We start from the raw sequence: 20738 nt of genomic DNA, 5'->3' as shown, positions 1-20738 counted from the left end.
GCAGTCGCCTCCTCGGCTCACAGCTACATCAGCTCACCACTTACCCAAGCTCCCCGCCCAGCGGGTGCGCCGAGCAGTCGTGTTGCAAGGACGAGTCTGATCGTCAGTGCCAGACCGGCTCGATCAAGCTGGGATCGAACTTGCGACGCCCCCGGCCGGCCGGGTGGATGAGCACGGCCGAGAGACTGTGCAGCACGATCTCCTGTTGTCGCTCGATCGGTAGCCCGAAGAACTCTTCGACCGTCAGGTTCGTCGTCTGGCCCTTCGCCTCCGCCTGCTTCTGCTCCTTGTAGAAGCGGGCTCTCTCCAACTTCAGCTCGTCCCGCGCCCGCTCCTTCGCCGGCAGGAGCTGCAAAAGGGTGGCCACGGTGATCTGCTTGGTCCGCTCGGCCTCGACCAGTTGGGCAATGTCCTGGGTGACCTGCTCCAACTCGGCCTCCTTCGGCCATCGCCGGTCGATCGGTATGCCCGTCTCCGACGCTCGGGCACGCTGCTCCTCCAGCACGAGTTGGGCGATCAGCCGGTCGACGGGTTCTCCGGTACGGCCGACCCTTCCGCAACCGCCGTTCACCACAGAGCACTGGTACGTGAACCTGGCGGCTTTTGACTCCGGCGTCCAGCGCTGGTTGATCTGGCCTCGGATCTTGGTCTTGCACAGTCCGCAGCGGGCGATCCCGGACAGGAGGTACTTGCGGGCGAGCGACATTCCGGGGCGCCGCTGCTTCCGCTCTGCGATCGCTGCGCACACGGCTTCCCACTCTTCGAGCGTGTTGATCGGCTCCCATTCGCCGATTACCGGTCGACCGTCCTCCCCGTTGAGGATTTCGCCGTGATAGGTCCGGTAGCCGACCAACCTTGGGTTGGTCAGGATGTGCTCGACGTGGTGGTGAGCCATGCGCTTGGTGCCCTCGCGGGGGTTGCCCAGGCCTTGTTCCTGCCATCTCGTACGAATGGTGCCGATGCGGACGCCGGCGAGGATCTCACGCTGTGCCTCGCGGATCGCCTGGGCCGCCTCCGGCTCGACCTTGGTCCGGTCGTCCTTCCGCCATCCGTAGGGCGCCGGTCCGCCGCTGTCCCTGCCTTTCTGGGCCAGCTCCAGGTGCTTTCGCTTGATACGGCGCGATGTGTCGTACGAGGACTTGTTGGCGAAGGCGACCATGACGCGCGCCATGGTGCGTCCGTCCGGCGTCCCGATGTCGATGTCATTGGTGACGGTGGCGAACTCCAGCCGCGAGCGCTCGTCGTAGATCTCGATGAGGCGTTCCAGGTCCCTCGGCTGTCGGGTGAGCCGATCGAGGTCGTAGGCCACGATGCCGTCGATCAGGCCGCTATGGAGGTCCCGCAACATCAGCTCGAACTCGTCGCGCACGACGTTGCGCTTGAACGCGGACACGTCGTTGTCCTCGTAGACCTTCACGGCCTGCCACGAGCGCAGGTCCGCGAGACGCTCGCAGTCCTGCTGCTGCCGGGCGACACCGAGGGCGTCACCTTCGTCGTCCCGCGAGATGCGGGTGTAGATACCCACCCTGCGTGCCAAGATCGGGCCTCCCCTGCCTTCTGAAGCAGGCTACTACTCTCATCGAGTCAATTCAGCGCTTTTATCGAGCCGCCCGTCGTGCGGCGGGACGGGCAGGTGCTCGACGCCTGAGGCGGCTCGGGCGGGACACGGAAAGGGCCCCCGGCGCTTGGCGTCGGGGGCCCTTTCGGGTGTTCGGGTCAGAGCGTGCCGAGCTTGACGAGCGACAGCAGGGCGACCAGCTGGATCGCGGACGCGCCGAGCGCCTTCGGCCAGGGCAGGTCGTGGGAGCGGCCGACCATCGCGGTGAGCAGGGCGCCGCCCGCGACCCACGTCGCCCAGCCCAGGATCTGCACGAAGGGCGCGTCGCCGCCGGCGAACATCGCGACGATCAGGCGGGGCGCGTCGGTGATCGACATGATCAGCATGGACAGGCCGACGGTGGGCTGCCAGGCGCCGTCGCCGCCGAGCTGGCGGGCCAGGGTGTGTGTGACGACGCCCAGCACGAAGGCGCTCAGCACCATGGCGACGGCCGTGGTCAGGACGATCGGGACCGCGTTGGACAGGGTCGCGTTGATCGCGTCCTGGCGGGCGCCGTCGAAGCCGAAGACCGCCAGCATGCCGTAGAGGAAGGTGACGACGAGGGCGGGGCCCCACATCGTGTAGTCCCGCATCTGGAGGAAGGTCTGGCTGGGGGCGGTGACGATGCCCTTGAGCAGTGCCTTCCAGTGCAGGCGCGGGCCGACCGGGCCGGGGGGCGGGGCGGCCGAGCCGGCGCGGTAGGTCTCGCCCTGGGTGTAGGGGTCCTCGCCGATCGCGAACGCCTGGGTGTGGCCGGGGTTGTTGGCCGCGTACGGGTCGTACGGGGCCTGTGCGCCCTGCGGGTGGTGCGGGCCGCCCTGGTGGCCGCCGTCGCCGAAGTACTCCGGCTCCCCGTGGCCGCCGTGGGCCTGCGGCCACTGGCCGCCGCCGGGGCCGCCGGGCCCGTACGGCTGCTGCGGGTACGGCTGCCGCGGCGTCGCGGGAGCGCCGTACGACGGTCCCTGCGGCGCCTGCTGCCCGTACGGAGGGTGTTGCGGTCGCGCGTGAGGAGCGCCGTTGTCCCGGCCGCGTCCTCTCCTGAATCCAGCCACGCCTTCGAACGTACCTGGTCCCGGAGAGTGACGTGCGGGGGCCGGGCTTTTGGGGGGTCCTTTGCGGCCGAGCTGTGACATCCCCTACGGGAGGCCCCCGAGGCGCTCCCGGGCGTTGCTGCGTCCGGGAGCCCGACCCCTACGGGCCCAGGAACCGCGACGTCGAGAACGTGACGGCGGGCCGTTCCGTCAGCAGCCCCTCGGCGGTGCCGCGGTGGACCTCGACGGAGTCGGCGGTGTCCCCCTGGGACGTCCGGATCACCAGGTCGGCGAGGTCGTCGCCGTCGAAGTCGCCGACGTCGAGGATCTGCGTGGTGCCGCGGGCGGCGGGCGTGACGGTGACGGCGCCGCGGGTGGTGGGGCCCGCCGTGCTGCCCGGGAGGACGCGGACGCCGGTGCCGCCGGTGACCAGTTCGCTGAGGCCGTCGCCGTCGAAGTCGGCGGCGTCGAGCACCGGGCCGGGGACGTCCAGGGTGCCCCGGGTGGCGGTGGGGAGGTCGTAGCGCAGGGCCGTGCCGGTCGTGGTGGCGACGGCCGCGTCCAGGGCCTTGCCCCCGCCGAAGGCGCCGAGGGCCACGTCGGTGCCGGACGGCAGGGTGGTGCCGGTGCGGGTGGGGCCGTCCGGGCCGCCGAGGACGACGGACGCGGTGCCCGTGTCGGCGGAGGCGCGGACGATCAGGTCGTCGTAGCCGTCGCCGTTCACGTCGGCGGCGGGGCCGGTGGGGGCCTCGCCCGTCGAGGCGAGCGGGGCGCCGGCCGCCTTCGGGGCGCCCGCGCGGGTGAAGGGGCCGCGCAGGTAGCTGAGGTGGCCGGCGGAGGCGTGCAGGACCAGGTCCTCGGCGCCGTCGCCGTCGAAGTCGCCGCAGACCGGCCGGTCCGGCCAGTCGTCGCCGAGCCGTGCCCGGTCGGGAACGGTCAGGACCACTCCGCGGCCGGTGAGGCCGTCGGGGGAGCCGAAGAGGAGCTGGAGGGGGACCGGAGGGCTGCCCTGGCCGTCGTAGGGCGGGTCGGTGGTGACGACCAGGTCGGTGAAGCCGTCGCCGTCGAGGTCGCAGCGGGCCTCCGCCTCGAAGACGGCCGGCAGCTGGTCCTGGGTGCGGGCGGCGTGCGTGGCCGGGGAGAGCAGTTGCCGGGTGTCGGGCACGAGTCCGCGGGGCGAGCCGTAGACGATGCCGATGCCGGCGTCGTCGGCGTGGCTCTCGGCCGTGACGAGGTTGTTCAGGACGAGGTCGCGGTGGCCGTCGCCGTTGAAGTCGTCGGCGGTCCTGCTGCCCTTGCCGTGCGGTACGGGCAGGGCCGGTGCCTGGGCGGCGCGGGCGGAGGCGTCCGCGGTGGCCTCGCCGGTGGCGGGTGACGGGCCGTGGCCGCAGGCGGCGAGCAGCAGCAGGGAGCCGAGGGCCACCGCACCGCCGGTCGCTCGTCGCGCGTTTCTTCGCACCCGCACCGTTCACCTCGTCCGCATCACCGATCACCGAACAACGCCCCGGTCATGATGCACGTGTTCGAGTGAGGGGGACAGTCCGGAAACGGCGACGCCCCCGGGTCCTGGCGGATCCGGGGGCGTCGGCCGGCTGTGGTGGCCGTGGGGCTACTTCACCGGCTCGGGCGTCGGCTCGGTCTCGGGCTCCGCCTCGCCGGCCGGGTCGGCCGGGGTCTTGACGGACTCCAGCAGGAGCTGGGCGACGTCGACGACCTGGATCGACTCCTTGGCCTTGCCGTCGTTCTTCTTGCCGTTGACCGAGTCGGTCAGCATGACGAGGCAGAACGGGCAGGCGGTGGACACGATGTCCGGGTTGACGCTGAGGGCCTCGTCGACGCGCTCGTTGTTGATGCGCTTGCCGATCCGCTCCTCCATCCACATCCGCGCGCCGCCGGCGCCGCAGCAGAAGCCGCGCTCCTTGTGGCGGTGCATCTCCTCGTTGCGGACGCCCGGGACGGCGGCGATGATCTCGCGCGGCGGCGTGTAGATCTTGTTGTGCCGGCCCAGGTAGCACGGGTCGTGGTAGGTGATGATGCCCTCGACCGGGGTGACCGGGATCAGCTTGCCCTCGTCCACCAGGTGCTGGAGCAGCTGGGTGTGGTGGATGACCTCGTAGTCGCCGCCGAGCTGCGGGTACTCGTTGCCGAGGGTGTTCAGGCAGTGCGGGCAGGTGGCGACGATCTTCTTGGCCGACTTCGGCTTCGCCGACTCGGGCACGACCTTGCCGTCGTCGTCCATCTCCTCGCCGAAGGCGGCGTTGAGGGACATGACGTTCTCCATGCCGAGCTCCTGGAACAGGGGCTCGTTGCCGAGGCGGCGGGCGGAGTCACCGGTGCACTTCTCGTCGCCGCCCATGATGGCGAACTTGACGCCCGCCATGTGCAGCAGCTCCGCGAAGGCCTTGGTGGTCTTCTTGGCGCGGTCCTCGAGGGCGCCGGCGCAGCCGACCCAGTACAGGTACTCGACCTCGGTGAGGTCCTCGATGTCCTTGCCGACGACCGGGACCTCGAAGTCGACCTCCTTGGTCCACTCCAGGCGCTGCTTCTTGGCGAGGCCCCAGGGGTTGCCCTTCTTCTCCAGGTTCTTGAGCATCGTGCCCGCCTCGGACGGGAACGCGGACTCGATCATCACCTGGTAGCGGCGCATGTCGACGATGTGGTCGACGTGCTCGATGTCGACAGGGCACTGCTCGACGCAGGCGCCGCAGGTGGTGCAGGACCACAGGACGTCGGGGTCGATGACGCCGTTCTCCTCGGCGGTGCCGATCAGCGGGCGCTCGGCCTCCGCGAGGGCGGCCGCGGGGACGTCCTTGAGCTGCTCCTCGGACGCCTTCTCCTCGCCCTCCATGGTCTTGCCGCCGCCGGCCAGCAGGTAGGGGGCCTTGGCGTGCGCGTGGTCGCGCAGGGACATGATCAGGAGCTTCGGGGAGAGCGGCTTGCCGGTGTTCCAGGCGGGGCACTGCGACTGGCAGCGGCCGCACTCGGTGCAGGTGGAGAAGTCCAGCAGGCCCTTCCAGGAGAACTGCTCGACCTGGGAGACGCCGAAGACGTCGTCGTCGCCCGGGTCGGTGAAGTCGATGGGCTCGCCGCCCGAGGTCATGGGCTGGAGTGCGCCGAGGGCGGTGCCGCCGTCCGCCTCGCGCTTGAACCAGATGTTCGGGAAGGCGAGGAAGCGGTGCCAGGCGACGCCCATGTCGGTCTTCAGGGCGACCGTGATCATCCAGATGAAGGAGGTGGCGATCTTCAGGCCGGCGAAGAAGTAGACGAGGTTCTGGAGCGCGGAGAGGTCCAGGTCCCGGAGCGCGGAGACGACCGGGTACGAGATGAAGAACGACGCCTCGTAGCCGTCCACGTGGTGGAGGGCGCCCTCGAGCGCGTGCAGCATGAAGATGCAGACGCCGACGACGAGGATGACGGCCTCGACGAAGTACGCCTGGCCGAAGTTGGAGCCCGCGAAGCGGGACTTGCGGCCCGGTTTCCTCGGGTGGCTGAGCTGCCGGATGACGATCAGGGCCAGGATGCCGAGCACCGTCATCGTGCCGATGAACTCGACGAAGACGTTGTACGGCGCCCAGTCGCCGATGACCGGCAGGATCCAGTCGGCCTGGAACAGCTGCCCGATGGCGTTGACGATCGTCAGCAGCAGGGAGAAGAAGCCCACCGCCACGAACCAGTGGGCCACGCCGACGATGCCCCAGCGGTTCATCCGGGTGTGGCCGAGGAACTCCTTGACCACCGTGAGGGTGCGCTGCCCGGGGGCGTCGGTGCGGGTGCCCTTGGGCACGCTCTGGCCGAGCCGCATGTAGTTGACGATCTGGAGGATGGCGCGGGCGAACAGGGCCACGCCGACCACAATCAGAACCAGCGACACGACGATCGCGGCGAGTTGCATTTGGGGGCTCCTCGGGCCTGCGAGGGGTGGGGCGGGTTCTTCACCTACCCCGACATTACTAAGCGGTAACTTATGCAGTCCGTCTGAGACTACCCGTATCTCCTGTCGCACTGTAGTCAGCACCGCGGTGATCTGCGTCGCTGAGGCAACCCTGACCGCCCGGGGAGCCGTCGCCCGCCGCCGCCACGCCGGACTGGACAGGACATTCGTCGCACATCGTGATATTCGGCTTAGTTTAGGTCCGTGCTCTACGGGATCACTGCCGCCACCGTCTCCTTTCTCCTCGCCGCCGGGCTCACCGCGCTGCTGAGGGCGGCCGCCCTGCGTCTGGCCCTGGTGGACCGGCGCCGGGTGCGACCGGTGCCGCTGCTCGGTGGCGTGGCCGTCCTCCTCGTCACCGGGCTGGTCGCGGGGGCCTGCCAGTGGGCCGGCGTCGTCCACCTCGGCCCCGGAGTGGTGCGGCTGCTCGTCGCCGGCTGCGTCGTCGGGCTGCTGGGCCTCGCCGCCGACCTGTGGCGGCTGCGGCGGCGCTGGCTGCTGGCCGGCACGGCCGTCGCCGCGGCCTGCGTGGTGCCGTACGAGGGGACCGGGCCGCTGGCCGGGGCGCTGGCGGTGGCCTGGATCGCGCTGGTCGCCACGGCCTTCCGGGGGCTCGACCACGCCGACGGGCTGGCCGGCGCGGTCGGGGTCGTGACCGCCTTCGGTGCCGGCGTGTGCGCGGCGGCGGAGCTGATGGACGGGCTCGCGGTGCTGCTGAGCGCGCTGGCCGCCGCGCTGGCCGGGTTCCTGCTGCACAACTGGCACCCGGCCCGGATCGCGCTCGGGGCGTCCGGGTCGCTCTTCGCCGGCTTCCTGCTCGCGGGGGCGGCGGTGTTCACCCGGGCGGGGCAGGCGCCCGGTGCGAGCGCGGGGGTGCTGTTCGCGCTGACCGTGCCGGCGAGCGCCGACGCCGTCCTCGTCCTGCTGTCCCGCCGGCTGGCCGGGCGGCCCCCGCTGCGCGGCGGGCCCGACCACCTCGCCCACCGGCTGCGGCGGCTGGGGGTCACTCCGCAGGGCGTGGTCGTGCTGCTCGGTGGGGGCACGTTCTGCGGGGTACTCACGGGGGTGCTCGTGCACGTCGGCCGGGTGGGGGAGACGGCCGCGCTGTGGGTGGCGGGCGCCTCGGCCGCCGTGGTGCTGGGTCTGCTGCGGGTGCGGGTGTACGAGCCGCGGGGGACGGGGCCGCACACCGCCGTGCGCGGGACCGGCCGGGTGCCGCCGTCGCGTCCCGGGACGCCCGGTACGGGGGTCCACGGGCCCCACCGATCGCCCCTTCGGCGAGCGGATTTCCCGGTTCGTCAGGCCGTCGGCCCGGAGAACGCGCAGGTCAGAGCGTCGTTGCGTGTAAGGAACGGATAAGAGTTGAGTCTGCTCGACTCACCTCTGTTGACCGAGCGGTGGGCGTCATGCACACTTGAGCCTGTTGCACTCAAGTCAGCTGGAGGAAATCACCATGGCACGTGCGGTCGGCATCGACCTGGGCACGACTAACTCCGTCGTCAGCGTTCTGGAGGGCGGCGAGCCCACCGTCATCACCAACGCCGAGGGCGCCAGGACCACGCCGTCCGTCGTCGCCTTCGCCAAGAACGGTGAGGTGCTCGTCGGCGAGGTCGCCAAGCGCCAGGCGGTCACGAACGTCGACAGGACCATCCGGTCGGTCAAGCGCCACATGGGCACCGACTGGAAGATCAACCTGGACGGCAAGGACTTCAACCCGCAGCAGATCAGCGCCTTCGTGCTGCAGAAGCTGAAGCGGGACGCCGAGTCCTACCTGGGCGAGAAGGTGACCGACGCGGTCATCACCGTCCCGGCGTACTTCAACGACGCCGAGCGCCAGGCCACCAAGGAGGCCGGCGAGATCGCGGGCCTGAACGTCCTGCGCATCGTCAACGAGCCGACGGCCGCCGCGCTGGCGTACGGCCTCGACAAGGACGAGCAGATCATCCTCGTCTTCGACCTCGGTGGCGGCACCTTCGACGTCTCGCTGCTGGAGATCGGCGACGGCGTCGTCGAGGTGAAGGCCACGAACGGCGACAACCACCTCGGTGGTGACGACTGGGACCAGCGCGTCGTCGACTACCTGGTCAAGCAGTTCCAGTCCGGCCACGGCGTGGACCTGTCCAAGGACAAGATGGCCCTCCAGCGCCTCCGCGAGGCCGCCGAGAAGGCCAAGATCGAGCTGTCCTCGTCCACCGAGACCTCGATCAACCTGCCCTACATCACGGCGTCCGCCGAGGGCCCGCTGCACCTGGACGAGAAGCTCACCCGCGCCCAGTTCCAGCAGCTGACCGCGGACCTGCTGGAGCGCTGCAAGACGCCGTTCCACAACGTCATCAAGGACGCCGGCATCCAGCTGTCCGAGATCGACCACGTCGTCCTCGTCGGCGGTTCCACCCGCATGCCCGCCGTCGCCGAGCTCGTCAAGGAGCTGACCGGCGGCAAGGACGCCAACAAGGGCGTCAACCCGGACGAGGTCGTCGCCATCGGCGCCGCCCTGCAGGCCGGTGTCCTCAAGGGCGAGGTCAAGGACGTCCTGCTCCTCGACGTCACCCCGCTGTCCCTCGGCATCGAGACCAAGGGCGGCATCATGACCAAGCTCATCGAGCGGAACACGACGATCCCGACCAAGCGCTCGGAGATCTTCACCACCGCCGAGGACAACCAGCCCTCCGTGCAGATCCAGGTCTACCAGGGCGAGCGCGAGATCGCGGCGTACAACAAGAAGCTCGGGATGTTCGAGCTGACCGGTCTGCCGCCGGCGCCCCGCGGCGTCCCGCAGATCGAGGTCGCCTTCGACATCGACGCCAACGGCATCATGCACGTGACCGCGAAGGACCTGGGCACGGGCAAGGAGCAGAAGATGACCGTCACCGGCGGCTCCTCGCTGCCGAAGGACGAGGTCGACCGTATGCGCCAGGAGGCCGAGCAGTACGCGGAGGAGGACCACCGCCGCCGCGAGGCCGCCGAGACCCGCAACCAGGGCGAGCAGCTCGTCTACCAGACCGAGAAGTTCCTCAAGGACAACGAGGACAAGGTCCCGGGCGAGATCAAGACGGAGGTCGAGGAGTCCGTCGCCGAGCTGAAGGAGAAGCTCAAGGGCGAGGACTCCGCCGAGATCCGCACCGCCACGGAGAAGGTCGCCGCCGTCTCGCAGAAGCTGGGCCAGGCCATGTACGCCGACGCCCAGGGCGCGCAGGCCGCCGGCGGCGAGGCCCCGGGCGCCGGTGCCGGTGCCGGTGCCGGTGACAAGGGTGCCGACGACGACGTCGTCGACGCCGAGATCGTGGACGACGAGCGCAAGGACGGTGCGGCGTGACGGAGGAGACCCCGGGCTTCGACGAGAAGCCCGACGTCCCCTCTGGCGCCACGCCTGACGCCGCCGAACCGAAGGCCGCCTCCGAGGAGGAGGCGGCCCCGGCCGGGGACGCGAGTGAGAACGCGGGCCTGGTGGCCCAGCTGGATCAGGCACGCACGGCGCTCGGTGAGCGCACGGCGGACCTCCAGCGCCTCCAGGCCGAGTACCAGAACTACCGCCGTCGGGTCGAGCGGGACCGCATCGCGGTCAAGGAGGTCGCCATCGCGAACCTCCTGTCCGAGCTGCTCCCCGTGCTCGACGACGTCGGCCGCGCCCGGGAGCACGGCGAACTCGTCGGCGGATTCAAGTCCGTCGCGGAGTCGCTGGAGACCGTCGTGGCCAAGATGGGCCTCCAGCAGTTCGGCAAGGAGGGCGAGCCCTTCGACCCGACGATCCACGAGGCCCTGATGCACTCCTACGCACCGGACGTCACCGAGACGACCTGCGTGGCGATCCTGCAGCCCGGGTACCGGATCGGCGAGCGCACCATCCGCCCCGCGCGGGTGGCGGTGGCCGAGCCGCAGCCGGGTGCGCAGACCGTCAAGGCCGAGGAGCCGGCCGAGGCGGCCGACGACAAGGAGAACGGTGGCCCGGAGGAGGGCTGACGTCACGACGAACACGGACGCAGGAGAGGAGGGACGTCGGGGATGAGCACCAAGGACTTCATCGAGAAGGACTACTACAAGGTCCTCGGCGTCCCCAAGGACGCCACCGAGGCCGAGATCAAGAAGGCGTACCGGAAGCTCGCCCGCGAGTTCCACCCGGACGCCAACAAGGGCAACGCCCGGGCCGAGGAGCGCTTCAAGGAGATCTCCGAGGCGAACGACGTCCTCGGTGACCCCAAGAAGCGCAAGGAGTACGACGACGCCCGCGCGCTCTTCGGCAACGGCGGCTTCCGCCCGGGTCCGGGCGCGGGCGGCGGCGGCACCTTCAACTTCGACCTGGGCGACCTCTTCGGAGGCGGCGCCCAGGGCGGCGGGGCCGGCGGCTTCGGCGGCGGCCTCGGCGACGTCTTCGGGGGCCTGTTCAACCGGACCGGCACCGGTGGTCCCGGCGCCGGCACGAGGACCCAGCCGCGGCGCGGCCAGGACATCGAGTCCGAGGTCACCCTCAGCTTCACGGAGGCCATCGAGGGCGCGACGGTCCCGCTGCGGATGTCCAGCCAGCAGCCCTGCAAGGCCTGTTCGGGCACCGGCGACGAGAACGGCACGCCGCGCGTGTGCCCGACCTGCGTCGGCACCGGGCAGGTCGCCCGGGGCTCGGGCGGCGGCTTCTCGCTGACCGACCCCTGCCCGGACTGCAAGGGCCGCGGCCTGATCGCGGAGAACCCCTGCGAGGTCTGCAAGGGCTCCGGACGCGCCAAGTCCTCCCGGACGATGCAGGTCCGCATCCCGGCCGGGGTGTCGGACGGGCAGCGCATCCGGCTGCGCGGCAAGGGCGCACCGGGCGAGCGCGGCGGCCCGGCGGGCGACCTGTACGTCGTGGTGCACGTCAAGGAGCACCGCGTCTTCGGCCGCAAGGGCGACAACCTCACCGTCACCGTCCCGGTCACCTACGCCGAGGCGGCCCTCGGCGGCGAGGTCCGCGTCCCGACCCTGGGCGGACCGCCCGTCACGCTGAAGCTGCCGGCGGGCACGCCCAACGGCCGCACCATGCGGGCCCGGGGCAAGGGCGCGGTCCGCAAGGACGGCACCCGCGGCGACCTCCTGGTCACCGTCGAGGTGAGTGTCCCGAAGGATCTGACGGGGAAGGCTCGTGACGCGCTCGAGGCGTATCGCGAGGCGACCGCGGACGAGGATCCGCGGGAGGAGCTGTTCCAGGCCGCGAAGGGAGCTTGACGGGAATGGACGGTCGTCGACGCAATCCGTATGAACTGACCGAGGACACCCCGGTCTACGTCATCTCGGTGGCGGCCCAGCTCTCCGGCCTCCACCCGCAGACACTGCGCCAGTACGACCGCCTCGGCCTGGTCTCCCCCGACCGCACGGCCGGGCGCGGCCGGCGCTACTCGGCCCGCGACATCGAACTGCTCCGTCAGGTGCAGCAGTTGTCGCAGGACGAGGGCATCAACCTGGCCGGAATCAAGCGCATCATCGAACTGGAGAACCAGGTCGCCGCGCTCCAGTCCCGCATAGCGGAGCTGTCGGACGCGCTGGACGGCGCGGCCACGGCGATGCGCCAGCGGGAGGCGGCGGTGCACGCCTCGTACCGCCGTGACCTGGTGCCGTACCAGGAGGTCCAGCAGACCAGTGCGCTGGTGGTGTGGCGGCCCAAGCGGCAGCAGCAGTCCCCGGACTGACGACGCGTCGGATTTCCCGGAAGGGGCCCGGAGGTTCAGCCGAACCTCCGGGCCCCTTCGCGTGCGCCTCGCGTGCCGGGCGCGTGAAGGGATGCGGGAGGCGATTCCGCTCCGTCTCCACAGTGGCTGCGCAGCGTGGTGTTGTCATCTCGTTAAGTGGTTCCGCTTGACGCTGGGGGCGCCGACGCGTTGGCTTTTCAGTCACCTGGGTTGCAATGCGGCCCCCGCGTCCGGAAGGCACCAGAAGTGAGCTCCTGCATCCGTCGTATCGCCATATCCGTGGCAGCGTCCACGATGACCGTTTCGCTGGCCGGCTGCGGAGTGCTGGGCGCCTCGGACAGCAGCGACGACGCGAGCCCCTCCAAGGGCAACGACATCACGGTGGGCCTGCTGCTTCCGGAGACGGACAACACCCGCTACGAGCAGTTCGACCACCCCTACTTCGTGAAGAAGATCGCCTCGCTGACCCGGGACGAGGGCAAGGTCCAGTACGCCAACGCCGGGGCGGACGAGACCAAGCAGGCCACGCAGATGCAGAAGATGATCGACGACAAGGTCGACGCGATCGTCCTGGACGCCGTGAACGCGCAGGCGATCGCGCCGAGCGTGCAGAAGGCCAAGGACGCCGGCATCCCGGTCTTCGCCTACGACCGGCTGGCCGAGGGTCCGATCACCGCCTACATCTCCTTCGACAACGAGCTGGTCGGCGAGGTCCAGGGACGCTCCCTCGTCGAGGCGCTCGGCGGACGTGACAACTCGGCCAGGATCGTCATGATGAACGGCTCGCCCACCGACCCGAACGCCAAGCAGTTCAAGGCCGGTGCGATGTCCGAGCTGAACGGCAAGGTGACGATCGCCCAGTCCTACGACACCAAGGACTGGAAGCCGGCGAACGCCGAGGCGAACATGGCCGAGGCGATCGAGGCGATCGGCAAGAAGAACATCGCCGGCGTCTACTCCGCCAACGACGGCATGGCGGGCGGCATCATCAAGGCCCTGGAGTCCGCGGGCGTCACCGAGCTGCCGCCGATCACCGGTCAGGACGCGGAGCTGCCGGCGGTCCAGCGGATCGTCGGCGGCGAGCAGTACATGAGCGTCTACAAGTCCTACCCGCAGGAGGCCGAGAACGCCGCGGAGATGGTCGTGGCGCACATCCAGGGCCGGGACATCCAGTTCGACGCGCTCACCCGCGACAAGGTCGACAGCCCCAGCCACCAGGGCATTCCGGCGCAGCTCGTCCCGGTCGTCGCCCTGACGAAGAACAACATCAAGGACACCGTCGTGGCGGACGGCTTCTACAAGGTCTCCGACATCTGCACGGCGAAGTTCGCGGCGGACTGCGCGGAGATCGGGCTGAAGTAGCCGTCGCCCACCGCCCGGTCATACCGGAGCGAACCGCCGTCTTCCGCCCGTCGCCCGGCACCGAGCCGTGTTGCGGACCCGGTCCCGGCCGCGCATAGTTGCGCTGCGGAAAGAGCCGGAACCGGGGGTGGGATGGGCGATGGCCGGGCACGGGGCTGAGGAGCATCCGCACGGCGCCGACCGGCTGTGTGCCGCCGGGGACCGGGTGTACTCCCGGGCCGTACGGCGCGGCCGGGTGCCGCGCCGGGACGCGGAGCCGGTGCCCTGCCTGCTGGAGCTGGCCCTGCTGCACCCCGACCCGGACGACATGGACTGGCTCGTGCCGACCTCCCCGCAGGAGGTCATGACCCGGCTGCTGCGCGGGGTGTACGACGAGGTGAGGTCCAGCCAGCGGCGGGTGGGGTCGGCGGTGGAGGCCTTCGAGCGGTACGCGGGTCTCGGCCGGCGCATCCAGGCGTCGGCCGCCACGGAGGGCACGGCGATCCGCGTCCTGGACGGACTGGCCCGCATCCAGGCCGCGATGGACGAGGCGACGGAGGCGTGCACGACCGAGGTGATCACCGTCCAGCCCGGCGGCATCCGGCGCGAGGCGGAGCTGTCGGAGGGCCTGCACCGGGCGCTGGCGCTGCGCGGGCGCGGGGTGCGGATGCGGGACCTGTACACGCACGTGGCGCGGCACGGGCAGGGGCTGCTCAACTACCTGGAGCTGATGGGCGGCACGGTGGAGGCCCGCACCCTGGACGAGGTCGTCGACCGTCTCATCCTGTTCGACCGCACGGTGGCGTTCATCCCCGCCAACACCGACCGCACGATGGCCCTGGAGCTGCGTCACCCGGCGCTGGTCGGCTACCTGGTGACGGTCTTCGAGCGCCTGTGGCGCCTGGCGATCCCGCTCACGGCGCCGCTTCCGGAGACCGGCTTCGAGGGCGTCTCGCACCGCGAGCAGTCCATCGCTGCGCTGCTGGCGGAGGGTCACCAGGACGCGGTGATCGCGGAGCGGCTGGGCATCAGCGTGCGGACGTGCCGGGCGCACATCGCCCGTCTGTCGGAGACCCTGGGGGCGGCCAGCCGCACCCAGCTGGGGGTGCGCATCGCCCAGGCGGGCCTGGTCGGTTCGCCGTCCCTCAGCGTTCCTGGTCGAGAATCCCCGACTGTCCGATGAGGTAGCCGAGCTGGGCGCGGCTCTCGCTGCGGAGGGTGGCGGCGAGTTTGGCGATGTGGACGCGGGCGGTGCGGACGTTCATGCCGAGGCGGTCGGCGATCGCCGCGTCCGTGTGCCCTTCGACGAGGAGGGCGGCGATGGCGCGCTGGCGCGGGGAGATGCCGTTGAGGGTGGGCTGCCGGACCGCCCGGGGGTGCATGGGGGTGGCCAGGTGCCAGAGGCGGTCGAAGGTGGTGACGAAGTAGGCGACCAGGGCCGGGTGGCGGACTTCCAGGGCCAGTGAACGGTCGGGGCTGGCGGGGATGAAGGCCACGGTGCGGTCCACGATGACGAGGCGTTCGGTGACCTCGTTGAGGGTCCGCGCCTCCACGTCGCCCTTCAGGCGTTCGTACCGCCCGATGATCAGGGGGGCGTGGCGGACGGTGTGCTGGTAGAGCGCGCGCACCCGGCCGCCGTTGTCGAGGAACGCCTGGTCGCGCTGCATGGCGGCTTCGTGGTTGTGGTGCGAGGCGGTGACGAGGCCGTCGTGCGGCTGCACGGTCAGGAGCTGGTCCCGGCCCTCGGCCATGGCCTCGGCGATGGCCCGGCCGGTCCGCTCCTTGCTGGTGAGGATCCGCAGGAACGGGGTGTCCTCGCCCGCGGCCGTCGGTCCCGCGTGCCGTATCAGGGGCTCGAAGGCGTCGGCGAGCCGTTCTCCGCGGCGGCGTTCGCCGGCGATCCGCTCCTCGGAGGAGCGGAGCAGGCGTTGCAGGGCGACGGCCGGTGCGACGGGCACCAGCCGGGTCAGGTCCTCGACCGAGGGATACAGCAGGCCGGTGTCGACCAGGCAGGGCGCGCCGGCCGCCTCCTCGCCGGGGAGGTGGCCCTCGCGCAGGGCGCGGGCGTAAAGGCCGAGGCCCGCCTCGCACAGCTCCTCCCCCGCGTGCCGGTGCGCCGCCTCGGTCACGAGGGGCTCCCGGCCTGGTCGCCCTGTTCCTGTTCGAGGATCCCCGACTGGGCGATGAGGTAGCCGAGCTGGGCGCGGCTGCCGCTGCCCAGGGCCGTCGCAAGCTTGGCTATGTGCGCGCGGCAGGTGCGCACGTTCATGCCGAGGCGGCGGGCGATGGCCTCGTCGACGTGGCCTTCCACCAGGAGCTTGGCGATGGAGTGCTGGATGTCGGTGATGCCGTCGGGGGCCGTCTCGTAGGGTGCGCCGGCGGTGAGCGGGACCGCTCGGTTCCAGATGAACTCGAAGACCCTCATCAGGTACCGGACGAGGCCGGGGTGGCGCAGCTCCAGTGCGACCTGCCGGTCCTCGCGGACGGGGATGAACGCGACGGTCTCGTCGCAGATGATGAGACGCTCCACCAGCTCGTCGATGGTGCGGTATTCGACCTTGCCGTCGGCGAACTGGTCGGTGTAGGCGAGTCTGTCCGGGCTGAACCGGGCGGTGTGCTGGTAGAGGGTCCGGATCCGCACGCCTCGCTCGATCAGGGGCCGGTCGCGTTCGAGTCCTTCCAGCAGCCGGTTCTCCGGGCGGCGGTGGCCGCTGGGCTGGACCGTCAGCATCTCGGTCTGGCACTGGGCGGTCGCCAGGTCGAGCGCCGCGTTGATCCGGTCGAGGCCCTCCAGCACCGTGATGGAGTGGGCGGGGCTCGTCTCCTGGGTGCTGATGTCCATGAACGGCTCGAAGAGTTCGGCGAGCGCGATCGACTGCCGGCGCTGCTGGGTGATCTCCCGTTCGATGGGATTGAGCCGTTGGGCGAGGGCGACCGACGGCGGGACCGGGCGCAGCCACTCGGCGTCGTCGGGATCGGGGTGGAGCAGGGCCAGATCCATCAGACACGGAGCGGCCTCGGCGTCGGTCCGCGGTATGCGCCCAGCCCTGAGGGCGTGCGCGTACAGACGGCTCCCTTCGGTGCACAACTCGGTTCCCGTATGGGGATGATCCCTCTTAGTCCATTTTGCTACCAAATCTCCACCCCCCAGGGTCCTGAACGTGCAGGAACATGATGCACCGATTGTGTGGCCATGACGTGCCCGAATGAGACATCGTCTTATCCGACGGGGGAATGAGGGGACCATCAAGTGAGGACGAAGCCGACTATGCGTATGAGAATGCTTCGCTCGGTGCTTGTTACCGCCTTCTCCGCCGTCGTGGCCTTCGGTGCGTTGGCCGGCCTCGATGCGAAGAGCGGTGAGCACGAGGCGGGTGGCGTTCACTCAGTGGCGATCGCGGGCCCCGGCGGTGAGCCGGCGGCTTTCCCGGGCGACAGCGTGTGGGACTGATCGCCGTGACCACTCCACCCGACGACCGATCCTTCCGCCGTGAGATGGCCACCGCCTACCGCTCCGGCTGGCACTTCATCGACCTGGTCACCGCGATCCCCCACTCCGGTGACTCCCTGATGGTGACCGTCTTCGGTGAGCCGGTCGTCGTCACGCTGGACGATGACGGTGACGTGCGGGCGTACCGGTGTCTGCGGCGGCCTCGGGGGGCGCCGCAGCCCGTCCGGTGCGCCGTCCGCTACGGAATGATCTTTGTGAACCTGGACCAGAGGGACCACCGGCTCGCGCAGCCGGAGGTCTCCGAAGTGAGGACCATCTCGGCCACCCCCCGCAGTGCCTGACGCGATTCCCCCGTCGTAACAAATCGCTCAGGTGCTTCCCCCCGGCAGCGGCGTCACCGTGACCTGAACACGGTGACGCCGCTGTCGTATGCGGGGACATTTCCGGGTACCGGCGGATTCCCGGCCTGGCCGAAACGCGCCCACGGCACCGACCCGGCGCCGCTTCTCCCTTGAGTGGAATAGACTCAACTTTGTGCCAGTTGGACGAGTCAGCACTGGGAGACATGGCCGGACCGTCGACGGCCGACGCTAGGAGGGAAGCCAGAACGTGGACGCCGAGCTGACCAACCGGAGCCGGGACGCGATCAACGCGGCCAGCAACCGGGCCCTGACCGAGGGAAACCCCGACCTCACCCCCGCGCACCTGCTCCTGGCGCTGCTCCAGGGCCAGGACAACGAGAACATCACCGACCTGCTCGCCGCCGTCGAGGCCGACCTCGCGGCCGTGCGCTCCGGCGCCGAGCGCATCATCGCCGGGCTGCCCAGCGTCGCCGGGTCCACGGTCGCGCCGCCGCAGCCCAACCGTGAGATGCTCGCCGTGGTCGCCGACGCCCAGGCCCGCGCCAAGGAGCTCGGGGACGAGTACCTCTCCACCGAGCACCTGCTCCTCGGCATCGCCGCGAAGGGCGGCGCGGCCGGTGAGGTACTGGAGGGGCAGGGAGCCAGTGCGAAGAAGCTGCAGGAGGCCTTCCGCAAGGCGAGGGGAGGGCGCCGCGTGACCACCGCGGACCCCGAGGGCCAGTACAAGGCACTGGAGAAGTTCGGCACCGACTTCACGGCCGCCGCCCGGGACGGGAAGCTCGACCCGGTCATCGGGCGGGACCAGGAGATCCGGCGGGTCGTGCAGGTGCTCAGCCGCCGCACCAAGAACAACCCCGTCCTCATCGGTGAGCCCGGCGTCGGCAAGACCGCCGTCGTCGAGGGACTCGCCCAGCGGATCGTCAAGGGGGACGTGCCCGAGTCGCTGAAGGGCAAGCGGCTGGTCGCGCTGGACCTGGGCGCGATGGTCGCCGGGGCCAAGTACCGCGGCGAGTTCGAGGAGCGGCTGAAGACCGTCCTGGCCGAGATCAAGGACTCCGAGGGCCAGATCATCACCTTCATCGACGAGCTGCACACCGTCGTGGGGGCCGGGGCCGGCGGCGACTCCGCCATGGACGCCGGGAACATGCTCAAGCCGATGCTCGCCCGCGGTGAGCTGCGCATGGTCGGCGCGACCACGCTGGACGAGTACCGGGAGCGGATCGAGAAGGACCCCGCGCTGGAGCGGCGCTTCCAGCAGGTGCTGGTCGCCGAGCCGACCGTCGAGGACTCCATCGCGATCCTGCGCGGGCTCAAGGGCCGCTACGAGGCCCACCACAAGGTGCAGATCGCCGACAGCGCCCTGGTGGCCGCCGCCACCCTCTCCGACCGGTACATCACCTCCCGCTTCCTGCCCGACAAGGCCATCGACCTGGTCGACGAGGCCGCGTCCCGGCTGCGCATGGAGATCGACTCGTCCCCCGTCGAGATCGACGAGCTCCAGCGTGCCGTCGACCGGCTGAAGATGGAGGAGCTGGCGATCGGCAAGGAGACCGACGCGGCCTCCCTGGAGCGCCTGGAGCGGCTGCGCCGCGACCTCGCCGACAAGGAGGAGGAGCTGCGCGGCCTCACCGCCCGCTGGGAGAAGGAGAAGCAGTCCCTCAACCGGGTCGGTGAGCTGAAGGAGAAGCTCGACGAACTGCGCGGGCAGGCCGAACGCGCCCAGCGCGACGGCGACTTCGACACCGCCTCCAAGCTGCTGTACGGCGAGATCCCGGACCTGGAGCGCGACCTGGAGGCCGCCTCCGAGGCCGAGGAGGAGGTCGCCCGGGACACCATGGTCAAGGAGGAGGTCGGCGCCGACGACATCGCGGACGTCGTCGCCTCCTGGACCGGCATCCCCGCCGGGCGGCTGCTGGAGGGCGAGACGCAGAAGCTGCTGCGCATGGAGGACGAGCTCGGCAAGCGGCTCATCGGGCAGACCGAGGCCGTACGGGCCGTGTCCGACGCCGTACGGCGCAGCCGCGCCGGGATCGCCGACCCGGACCGGCCCACCGGGTCGTTCCTCTTCCTCGGCCCGACCGGTGTCGGCAAGACCGAGCTGGCCAAGGCGCTCGCCGACTTCCTCTTCGACGACGAGCGGGCCATGGTCCGCATCGACATGTCGGAGTACAGCGAGAAGCACAGCGTCGCCCGGCTGGTCGGCGCCCCGCCCGGATACGTCGGGTACGAGGAGGGCGGCCAGCTCACCGAGGCCGTGCGGCGGCGGCCGTACACCGTCGTGCTGCTGGACGAGGTGGAGAAGGCGCACCCCGAGGTCTTCGACATCCTGCTCCAGGTGCTGGACGACGGCCGCCTCACCGACGGACAGGGCCGCACGGTCGACTTCCGCAACACCATCCTGGTGCTGACCTCCAACCTGGGCAGCCAGTACCTGGTCGACCCGCTGACCGGGGAGGAGGAGAAGAAGGAGCAGGTCCTGGAGGTGGTCCGGTCGTCGTTCAAGCCGGAGTTCCTCAACCGGCTCGACGACCTCGTGGTCTTCTCGGCCCTGAGCAAGGACGAGCTGAGCCGGATCGCGAGGCTCCAGATCGACGCGCTCGCCCGGCGGCTCGCCGAGCGCCGCCTCACCCTGGAGGTCACCGACGAGGCCCTGGCCTGGCTGGCCGACGAGGGCATGGACCCGGCCTACGGCGCCCGCCCGCTGCGCCGCCTCGTCCAGACCTCGATCGGGGACCGGCTCGCCCGCGAGATCCTCGCCGGCGAGATCAAGGACGGCGACACGGTCCGCGTGGACCGCTTCGGCGACGGCGAGGGCGACGGTCTGATCGTGGGCCCGGCCACCGGCAAGACCCTCTGACGTGCCGGTCCACCGTGTGACACGGCCACCCCGTGTCACACGGTGAACGCCGGGAACCGCACCCGCGCGGTGCCCGCGCTCTCGTGGACCACGTCGACCGTCACGGCGTTCGCGCCGACGCCGGCGGGGGGCGGGTGCGCCGCGCCGTCCAGGTCCAGGCAGACGTCGCCGCCCCCACTGCACAGGCTCGTCCCCGGCCGCTCGCCGCAGGTGTGCGTCAGCCGGTCCCCGACGCCGGACCGCGGCATCCGGAAGGCGGCGTAGTAGCTCGTGTCCAGCCACGTCCGCACCGTGCACTCGGTGTCGTACGCCCCCGCGGGCGGCTCCGCCCCGCCGAAGGCCGGCGCCTCGGCGCACGGCACCTCCTCCGGACCCCCGCCCAGCGGATGGTCGCTGGTCGAGAACCGCACCACCGCCACGACCAGCCAGGTCGGCAACAGGACCGGCAGGGCCGCGACCGCCGCCACCGGCCCCCACCGGATCCGTCCCCGCCCCATGCCCGTCCCCCTGCGGC

16 protein-coding genes are annotated in these 20738 nt (G+C 70.8%); 9 read left to right on the top strand and 7 right to left on the bottom strand.

All coding sequences use genetic code 11. From position 1 onward, the window contains the following. Window positions 1-103: 103 nt before the first annotated feature. The 4 genes from ACFWJB_RS01200 to ACFWJB_RS01185 all read right to left on the bottom strand — a co-directional run bounded on the left by ACFWJB_RS01200 (window position 104) and on the right by ACFWJB_RS01185 (window position 6520). The gene (locus ACFWJB_RS01200) at window positions 104-1525 is read right to left on the bottom strand and encodes a recombinase family protein (protein ID WP_386919494.1); all 1422 of its coding nucleotides are present in this window, start codon (window positions 1523-1525) and stop codon (window positions 104-106) included. A 191-nt stretch (window positions 1526-1716) separates the two neighbouring features. Next, the gene (locus ACFWJB_RS01195; RefSeq protein WP_385459958.1) at window positions 1717-2730 is read right to left on the bottom strand and encodes a YIP1 family protein; all 1014 of its coding nucleotides are present in this window, start codon (window positions 2728-2730) and stop codon (window positions 1717-1719) included. Window positions 2731-2788: 58 nt separating this feature from the next. Next, window positions 2789-4087 (bottom strand): FG-GAP repeat domain-containing protein, encoded by a 1299-nt coding sequence (locus ACFWJB_RS01190; protein ID WP_386919491.1) that lies wholly within the window; start codon window positions 4085-4087, stop codon window positions 2789-2791. 150 nt (window positions 4088-4237) lie between these two features. Further along, window positions 4238-6520: a (Fe-S)-binding protein gene (locus ACFWJB_RS01185; RefSeq protein ID WP_385459962.1), complete on the bottom strand. Its 2283-nt coding sequence runs from the start codon at window positions 6518-6520 to the stop codon at window positions 4238-4240. Window positions 6521-6763: 243 nt separating this feature from the next. On the opposite strand from ACFWJB_RS01185, the gene ACFWJB_RS01180 reads away from it, so the two are divergent. From ACFWJB_RS01180 to ACFWJB_RS01150, 7 genes are all read left to right on the top strand, one after another. Then, window positions 6764-7918, top strand: coding sequence for an MraY family glycosyltransferase (locus ACFWJB_RS01180; protein WP_386919489.1), 1155 nt, complete (start codon window positions 6764-6766; stop codon window positions 7916-7918). Between the two features lie 94 nt (window positions 7919-8012). Then, window positions 8013-9875 (top strand): molecular chaperone DnaK, encoded by a 1863-nt coding sequence (gene dnaK / locus ACFWJB_RS01175; RefSeq protein ID WP_385459966.1) that lies wholly within the window; start codon window positions 8013-8015, stop codon window positions 9873-9875. Further along, a complete protein-coding gene (gene grpE, locus ACFWJB_RS01170; protein ID WP_385459968.1) occupies window positions 9872-10519 on the top strand; it encodes a nucleotide exchange factor GrpE in 648 nt (215 codons plus the stop codon). Before dnaK ends, grpE begins: the two co-directional genes overlap by 4 nt. Before the next feature lie 42 nt (window positions 10520-10561). After that, window positions 10562-11752, top strand: coding sequence for a molecular chaperone DnaJ (gene dnaJ / locus ACFWJB_RS01165; RefSeq protein ID WP_385459970.1), 1191 nt, complete (start codon window positions 10562-10564; stop codon window positions 11750-11752). Window positions 11753-11757: 5 nt separating this feature from the next. Then, on the top strand, window positions 11758-12213 hold the full coding sequence (locus ACFWJB_RS01160) for a heat shock protein transcriptional repressor HspR (RefSeq protein ID WP_386919486.1): 456 nt from the start codon (window positions 11758-11760) through the stop codon (window positions 12211-12213). A gap of 246 nt (window positions 12214-12459) precedes the next feature. Continuing rightward, complete coding sequence (locus ACFWJB_RS01155; RefSeq protein WP_386919484.1) at window positions 12460-13575, top strand: sugar ABC transporter substrate-binding protein; 1116 nt, start codon at window positions 12460-12462, stop codon at window positions 13573-13575. A 139-nt stretch (window positions 13576-13714) separates the two neighbouring features. Further along, on the top strand, window positions 13715-14737 hold the full coding sequence (locus ACFWJB_RS01150; protein ID WP_385459976.1) for a LuxR C-terminal-related transcriptional regulator: 1023 nt from the start codon (window positions 13715-13717) through the stop codon (window positions 14735-14737). On the opposite strand, the gene ACFWJB_RS01145 is transcribed toward ACFWJB_RS01150, so the two are convergent. Then, the gene (locus tag ACFWJB_RS01145; RefSeq protein ID WP_386919482.1) at window positions 14700-15683 is read right to left on the bottom strand and encodes a LuxR C-terminal-related transcriptional regulator; all 984 of its coding nucleotides are present in this window, start codon (window positions 15681-15683) and stop codon (window positions 14700-14702) included. The genes ACFWJB_RS01150 and ACFWJB_RS01145 overlap by 38 nt on opposite strands. Next, window positions 15680-16705, bottom strand: a complete 1026-nt coding sequence (locus ACFWJB_RS01140; protein WP_385460007.1) for a helix-turn-helix transcriptional regulator — start codon at window positions 16703-16705, stop codon at window positions 15680-15682. Before ACFWJB_RS01140 ends, ACFWJB_RS01145 begins: the two co-directional genes overlap by 4 nt. Window positions 16706-17010: 305 nt before the next feature. On the opposite strand from ACFWJB_RS01140, the gene ACFWJB_RS01135 reads away from it, so the two are divergent. Both ACFWJB_RS01135 and clpB read left to right on the top strand, forming a co-directional pair. After that, window positions 17011-17346: a hypothetical protein gene (locus ACFWJB_RS01135; RefSeq protein ID WP_385459980.1), complete on the top strand. Its 336-nt coding sequence runs from the start codon at window positions 17011-17013 to the stop codon at window positions 17344-17346. A 268-nt stretch (window positions 17347-17614) separates the two neighbouring features. Next, window positions 17615-20224 (top strand): ATP-dependent chaperone ClpB, encoded by a 2610-nt coding sequence (gene clpB / locus ACFWJB_RS01130; RefSeq protein WP_385459982.1) that lies wholly within the window; start codon window positions 17615-17617, stop codon window positions 20222-20224. A 35-nt stretch (window positions 20225-20259) separates the two neighbouring features. Here the strand turns inward: clpB and ACFWJB_RS01125 are convergent, their stop codons facing one another. Then, on the bottom strand, window positions 20260-20721 hold the full coding sequence (locus ACFWJB_RS01125; RefSeq protein WP_386919479.1) for a hypothetical protein: 462 nt from the start codon (window positions 20719-20721) through the stop codon (window positions 20260-20262). Window positions 20722-20738: the final 17 nt, after the last annotated feature.

Origin of the sequence: Streptomyces sp. NPDC127100 (assembly GCF_042724095.1) — a bacterium.
Classification (GTDB): Bacteria; Actinomycetota; Actinomycetes; order Streptomycetales; family Streptomycetaceae; genus Streptomyces.
This window is presented reverse-complemented; position numbering and strand designations above follow the sequence as displayed.